Origin of the sequence: Stenotrophomonas sp. 2YAF22 (assembly GCF_052114665.1) — a bacterium.
GTDB classification, from domain to species: Bacteria; Pseudomonadota; Gammaproteobacteria; order Xanthomonadales; family Xanthomonadaceae; genus Stenotrophomonas; species Stenotrophomonas indicatrix.
The window spans coordinates 1-5,926 of record NZ_JBFRFE010000228.1; the positions used below are offsets into that span (position 1 = coordinate 1).

7 protein-coding genes and 1 pseudogene are annotated in these 5,926 nt (G+C 65.5%); 2 read left to right on the forward strand and 6 right to left on the reverse strand.

Features of this window, described 5'->3' with window-relative positions:
• Positions 1–51: 51 nt before the first annotated feature.
• From AB4Y84_RS10775 to AB4Y84_RS10785, 3 genes are all read right to left on the reverse strand, one after another.
• Positions 52–1,161, reverse strand: coding sequence for an S-(hydroxymethyl)glutathione dehydrogenase/class III alcohol dehydrogenase (locus AB4Y84_RS10775; protein ID WP_442244388.1), 1,110 nt, complete (start codon positions 1,159–1,161; stop codon positions 52–54).
• Positions 1,162–1,224: 63 nt separating this feature from the next.
• Positions 1,225–1,500, reverse strand: a complete 276-nt coding sequence (frmR, locus tag AB4Y84_RS10780; RefSeq protein WP_005411009.1) for a formaldehyde-responsive transcriptional repressor FrmR — start codon at positions 1,498–1,500, stop codon at positions 1,225–1,227.
• Positions 1,501–1,556: 56 nt separating this feature from the next.
• Positions 1,557–2,465 (reverse strand): LysR family transcriptional regulator, encoded by a 909-nt coding sequence (locus AB4Y84_RS10785; RefSeq protein ID WP_033831994.1) that lies wholly within the window; start codon positions 2,463–2,465, stop codon positions 1,557–1,559.
• Positions 2,466–2,595: 130 nt separating this feature from the next.
• Between AB4Y84_RS10785 and AB4Y84_RS10790 the strand changes: the two genes are divergently transcribed.
• On the forward strand, positions 2,596–3,732 hold the full coding sequence (locus AB4Y84_RS10790) for an alkene reductase (protein ID WP_442244389.1): 1,137 nt from the start codon (positions 2,596–2,598) through the stop codon (positions 3,730–3,732).
• Positions 3,733–3,735: 3 nt separating this feature from the next.
• Here AB4Y84_RS10790 and AB4Y84_RS10795 read toward each other — a convergent pair whose 3' ends face one another.
• Positions 3,736–4,290 (reverse strand): hypothetical protein, encoded by a 555-nt coding sequence (locus AB4Y84_RS10795; RefSeq protein WP_394198331.1) that lies wholly within the window; start codon positions 4,288–4,290, stop codon positions 3,736–3,738.
• A gap of 49 nt (positions 4,291–4,339) precedes the next feature.
• Complete coding sequence (locus AB4Y84_RS10800) at positions 4,340–4,897, reverse strand: hypothetical protein (protein WP_108265918.1); 558 nt, start codon at positions 4,895–4,897, stop codon at positions 4,340–4,342.
• Between the two features lie 112 nt (positions 4,898–5,009).
• On the opposite strand from AB4Y84_RS10800, the gene AB4Y84_RS10805 reads away from it, so the two are divergent.
• Positions 5,010–5,426 carry a VOC family protein gene (locus tag AB4Y84_RS10805; protein WP_363731653.1) on the forward strand — a complete coding sequence of 139 codons (417 nt, stop codon included), beginning with the start codon at positions 5,010–5,012 and terminating at the stop codon, positions 5,424–5,426.
• A 9-nt stretch (positions 5,427–5,435) separates the two neighbouring features.
• Here the strand turns inward: AB4Y84_RS10805 and AB4Y84_RS10810 are convergent.
• Positions 5,436–5,873: pseudogene (locus AB4Y84_RS10810) on the reverse strand (DAPG hydrolase family protein); the annotation flags it as partial.
• Between the last annotated feature and the right edge of the window lie 53 nt (positions 5,874–5,926).

Below are 5,926 nucleotides of genomic sequence, written 5' to 3' on the forward strand. Positions count from 1 at the left end.
GGTCTTCCGCACGTGGCCGGCGCAGGGCATCCAGCCAGCCCATGACGCGCCTCAGTAATGGACGACCGAACGGATCGACTTGCCTTCATGCATCAGCTCGAAAGCTTCGTTGATCTTGTCCAGGTCCATGGTGTGGGTGACAAACGGGGCCAGCTCGATATCGCCCTTCATCGCGTCTTCGACCATGCCCGGCAGCTGGCTGCGGCCCTTCACGCCACCAAACGCGGTGCCCATCCACTTGCGGCCGGTGACCAGCTGGAACGGACGGGTGGAGATCTCCTGACCCGAACCGGCCACGCCGATCACCACACTCTGGCCCCAGCCACGGTGCGCGCATTCCAGCGCCGCACGCATCACGTTGACGTTGCCGATGCACTCGAAGCTGTGGTCCACGCCCCAGGTGGTCATTTCAACGATGACCTGTTGGATCGGCTTGTCATGATCCTTCGGGTTGATGCAGTCGGTGGCACCGAATTCGCGGGCCAGCTCGAACTTGGACGGGTTGGTGTCCACCGCGATGATGCGCCCGGCCTTGGCCTGGCGCGCACCCTGGATGACCGCAAGGCCGATGCCGCCCAGGCCGAACACGGCCACGCTGTCGCCTTCCTGCACCTTGGCGGTGTTGTGCACCGCGCCGATGCCGGTGGTCACGCCGCAGCCGAGCAGGCAGACATGCTCCGGGTTCGCTTCCGGGTTGATCTTCGCCAGCGACACCTCGGCAACGACGGTGTATTCGCTGAAGGTCGAGCAGCCCATGTAGTGATAGATCGGCTCGCCGTTGTAGCTGAAGCGACTGGTGCCATCGGGCATCACGCCCTTGCCCTGGGTGGCACGCACCGACACGCACAGATTGGTCTTGCCGCTCTTGCAGAACAGGCATTCACCACATTCGGCGGTGTACAGCGGAATCACGTGGTCACCCGGCTTGACGCTGGTCACGCCCTCGCCCACCTCCACCACGATGCCAGCGCCTTCATGGCCCAGCACTACCGGGAACAGGCCTTCCGGATCATCGCCGGACAGGGTGAACGCATCGGTGTGGCAGACACCGGTGTGGGTGATCTTGACCAGCACTTCGCCCGCCTTCGGCGGGGCGACGTCGATCTCGACGATCTGCAGCGGCTGGCCGGGACCAAAGGCGACGGCGGCACGGGATTTCATGATGGCACTCTCCAGAAAGGGCTTGCGGAAAACAGAATGCGCGGCGCTGTGTCGCGCCGTCGTTCATTTCAGGTACGAGCGGATCAACGCGCTCATGTCGCGCACGCGTTCGGCGCGTTGTTCATCGGAGGCGGCGGGCTGGCCGAACTCCTCGCGCAGGTGCGCTTCCATCACTTCGGACATCAGGCCGTTGACCGCGCCACGGATGGCGGCGATCTGCTGCAGCACCGGCCCGCAGTCGGCGCCGGCTTCCAGCGCGCGGTCCAGCGCATCGCACTGGCCGCGGATGCGGCGCACGCGGGCCAGAACCTTCTTTTTCTCTTCGGGAGAGTGCGGCATGGCGGACCGGCCTCGGAACTATACTGGGGGATAGTATACAGGAGCCGATCCGGACCTCAATCAAAGGCCCCCTCTGCGGCCAGCCGGGTCAGCTCTTCCACCACGTAACGCACCTTCGGCCGCAGATGCCGCGTCTGCGGCCACAGCGCGTGGATGTCTACATGGTGCTGCGTGCAGTGGTCCAGTACCGACTGCAACGCACCGGATTCCAGGTGATGGCGCACCAGAGACATCGGCATCTGGCAGATCCCCAACCCGGCGATCGCCCCCTCGATCACCGCATCGCCATCGTTGAGCTGGTGCGTGGCACTGGGGATGAAGCTGCCGTTGGTGCCCTCGCTGCCGATCCGCCACGCCACCGACTGGCCATGACGGAAGCCGACCACGCTGCGATGGTCGCGCAGTTCGTCCAGCGTCTGCGGCACACCATAGGCCTGCAGGTAGGCCGGCGACGCGCAGGTCACCAGGCGCTGGCTGGCCAGCTTGCGCGCGACCAGGTGCTCGGCGTGATGCAGGCCACCAAAGCGGATCAGCAGATCGATGCCTTCTTCCACCGGGTCAACGAAGTGATCGGTGAAGGTCATCGTCAACTGCAGGTCCGGGTGTTCATTGCACATGCGCAGCAGCACCGGCAGCACCACCAGCCGCCCGAATGAAGACGGCATGTCGATGCGCAGGCGGCCGCTCGGCAGATGCGCAGCCGAGCCCAGGCAGGCTTCGGCCGCCGCGATTTCATCCAGGGCCGCGGCGCAGGAGGCGTAGTACGCCTCGCCGTCGGTGGTCAGCGCGATGCGCCGGGTGGTGCGATGGAACAAGCGCACGCCCAGCCGCGTTTCCAGCCGGGCGATGGCCTTGCCGACCGCCGAGCGGGAGATGCCCAGCGCGTCTGCGGCCTCGGTGAAGGTGGCCGAGCGCGCCGTGGTGACGAAGGTCGCCAGACCGTTCAACGATTCGACAGGCAGCATGGGCAGACTCACTCATTGGGGACAGATAGTCCCGCTTGGCGGGAAATCTACCGCCTTTATGCGCCTGCATGTCAACTCCATCATGGTGCTGTCGCGCCGTTGGCGCCCTCCCACCTCCGAGATGACTGACATGACCGCCGCCCTGTTCCGCCCCTTCGACCTCACTGGACTGCCCCTGCACAACCGCATCGTGATGGCGCCGATGACCCGCGCCCGCAACCCCGGCGCCGTCGCCAATGCACTCACCGCCCAGTATTACCGGCAGCGCGCCAGTGCCGGCCTGATCATCAGTGAAGGCACCCCGGTCTCACCGCAGGGCCAGGGCTACATCGACGTGCCGGGCATCTGGTCGGCCGAGCAGGTGGCCGGTTGGAAGCTCGTCACCGACGCCGTACACGCTGCGCAGGGCGCGATCTTCGCCCAGCTGTGGCACGTCGGGCGCATGTCACACAGCTCGCTGCAGCCCGATGGCGGCCAGCCGGTGAGCGCTGGCACGCGGCCGGTGGCGAGCGATCCGAAGAACACCTCGTTCGTGTACCTGGACGACGGCAGCCGTGGTCATGCCGATCCGACGCCGCCGCGCGCACTGCGCACCGACGAAGTGCCGGGTATCGTCAGCGACTTCGTTCGCGGCGCGGAAAATGCCATCGCCGCCGGCTTCGATGGCATCGAACTGCATGCCGCCAACGGCTACCTGTTCGAGCAGTTCCTCAACCCGATCACCAATGATCGGCAGGATCTGTACGGCGGTTCACTGCGCAACCGCGCACGGCTGATCCTGGACACCGTGGATGCGATGGTTTCGCGCATCGGCGCGCATCGTGTCGGCGTGCGCCTGGCGCCGAACAGCCAGACCTTCGACATGCCGGCCTATGCCGAGAACGAAGCCAGCTATCTTTATCTGGCCGAAGAGCTTGGCAAGCGCGGGTTGGCGTATGTGCATCTGAACGACAACTACCTGCGCGGCGAGCCCGTCATCGGCGAGGCGTTCCTGAAGACCTTCAAGCAGAGCTACGGCGGCACCGTGATCCTCGCCGGTGGCCTCACCCGTGAGCGTGCTCTGCGCCTGGTCGAGGACGGCATCATCGACCTGGCCGCGTTTGGCCAGCCGTTCATCGCCAACCCGGATCTGGTCGAGCGTCTGCAGCGCGATGTGCCGCTGGCCGTGCCCGATCGCAGCACCTATTACGGCGGCGGCACCGAGGGCTACCTCGACTACCCGCTGGCACAGCCACGCGTGGATGCGGTGCACGCCGTGCCATCTTGAGCGTCATGGAGCCTTCTCCACCTTGGTCGCGTCCGAGTCGTGGGTCAGTACGCGGGTGGTGATCTCCCCCTTGGCTGAATCTCTGCGACTCAGTTCAAGCCGTCCCTGGTTGCCCTGCGCAACCAGGCTGGCAGCAAAGCTGCCTTCATTGGACAGCGTGGTGATCACGGCCGTGCCATCGGCCGCGACCCTCATACCCGCCCGGTCGCGCACTTTGTAACCCACGCCAACGGGCGCATCCAGCGCCATCACCGCGCTGCCATTGGCCATGGTGCCGATGCCACCGCGCTCATCGCCTTTCGCATCGTAGATCGTCATTCCCGTTGCGCGCGAGTTGCGCGCGACATCATCCACATCCTCGGCAATCTGCACGCGCGTGCGCCCTTCACTGTCGAGCACGGTCAGCTTGTAGGTACGGATCTCCGGCACCACGCCGGCATCGGGCGTGGCTACACTGGTCCCGACCAGAGCCAACGATGCGCCCAGTACGAACATCGAGACTGCCAGCAGATTCCTGCGCCGTAGCCTGTGCTCCAGTCGTTCCAAGCGTACGGTCATATCCTGCTCATGCATGTTGCACTCCCTGGTTGGCTCTGTGATGGGTCCGTCACCTGCTCTCGGCTTCCACGTGGATCACACGGTTGGAGGCTCCGCCTTCAGCAGAAGCCACCCGGTTCAGCTCCAGCTGTCCTTCCGCCCCCTGCGCGACCAGCCTGGCAGCAAAGCCACCGGCGTTGGACAGGACACCGATGAACGCCGAACCGTCCGCTCCCACCTTCATCCCGGCCCGATCCGACACGCGATAGCCAACGCCGCGCGGCGCATCGAGAGCAACCGTGGCACTGCCATCGTCGGCAGTCACCATGCCTCCGCGTTCCTGTTCATTGCCATCGAAGATGATCAGCCCCGCCACCCGCGCATTGCGCTTGATGTCCAGGTCCGGCGCGTCCTCACCGATCTCCACGCGCTTGCGGCCCTGGTGGTCAAGCACGATCAGGCGATGGGTGCGGATCTCCGCAGCAATGCCGGCCTCCGGCCGGGCAGAACCACGACCGGCCAGCATGATCGACATCATCAGCACGGGTGCTGCCACCAGCAGCCAGCGCCATCGGCCTGCCCGTTGCTCCAGCTTGCGTACTCGCGCTTCCACTTCCAGGTTCCGCATGGAATCCTCCCTGGCAACGGGGCCACCGGTCGGAACGACGAGGCACCCGGTCTGGAACTACAGTTCGATCCTAGACGTCACATCCGCGTCCAACAACATGACGAAAGTCCCCATGAACTCCGTCACCATGTCCTTCATCGTCAACCTCGACGTCCCCGATCTTGCAGCGGCCGAAGCGTTCTACACCGAAGCCTTCAGCCTGCGGCTCGGCCGCCGACTCGGCCCGGGCGCGCTGGAACTGCTCGGTGGTCCCACGCCGCTATACCTGCTGCAAAGCGATGCCGGCAGCGCAGCGACCGAGCACGGCGATGTACGCGACTACGAGCGTCATTGGACGCCCGTGCATCTGGACTGGGTAGTCACCGACATCGACGCTGCGCTTGCCCGCGCGATCGCGGCCGGCGCCATCCTTGAACAGGCCGTGCGCGAACACAGCTGGGGAAGGATCGCCGTGCTGGCCGATCCCTTCGGCCATGGCTTCTGCCTGATCCAGTTCAGCGATGCAGGCTATGACGCCCTACTGGCGTAGCACGCGAGTTCACCACGGTAACGGCACCGCCTCACCATTGGCGCGCTCGCCGTAGTACAGCGACGGCAGCAGCCGCGACAGGAAACTGAACTCGGTATAACAGTGCTTGAGCAGGCCCAGGCCAATCGCATCGTTGGCATCGCGCTGCGGATCTTCACTGTCCAGGCCCAGCACGAAGCGGCTGCGCAGCACGCAGCCGAACGGCGTATCGCGGGCGACGTGCAGCATCTGCCCGTCGCAGGGATCACCGTGCGCATCCAGCCGAACGTGCTCACCAAAACCGATGCGCGCGGCAATCACCGCCGAGACATCGCCCGCCTCCTGCGCCGCCTGCAGACGCTCAGACGTCAGCAACGTGCGCGGATCGTGGAACTTCAGGCGCGCTGCCACCGGCGGGATGTCGGCCAGCGACTCGACGGCCTGGATGCTCGCGCCATAGTAGCTGCGCCACGTGTCGGCAGTGCGCGAGCTGGGCTACCGGTCACCGCTGCTGACCGCCC

Coding starts and splice junctions, on each gene's coding strand:
- AB4Y84_RS10805 (WP_363731653.1), top strand. CDS start 5,010: ATGAACTCCGTCACCATGTCCTTCATCGTCAACCTCGACGTCCCCGAT.
- AB4Y84_RS10775 (WP_442244388.1), bottom strand. CDS start 1,161: ATGAAATCCCGTGCCGCCGTCGCCTTTGGTCCCGGCCAGCCGCTGCAG.
- AB4Y84_RS10790 (WP_442244389.1), top strand. CDS start 2,596: ATGACCGCCGCCCTGTTCCGCCCCTTCGACCTCACTGGACTGCCCCTG.
- AB4Y84_RS10800 (WP_108265918.1), bottom strand. CDS start 4,897: ATGCGGAACCTGGAAGTGGAAGCGCGAGTACGCAAGCTGGAGCAACGG.
- AB4Y84_RS10785 (WP_033831994.1), bottom strand. CDS start 2,465: ATGCTGCCTGTCGAATCGTTGAACGGTCTGGCGACCTTCGTCACCACG.
- AB4Y84_RS10795 (WP_394198331.1), bottom strand. CDS start 4,290: ATGACCGTACGCTTGGAACGACTGGAGCACAGGCTACGGCGCAGGAAT.
- frmR (WP_005411009.1), bottom strand. CDS start 1,500: ATGCCGCACTCTCCCGAAGAGAAAAAGAAGGTTCTGGCCCGCGTGCGC.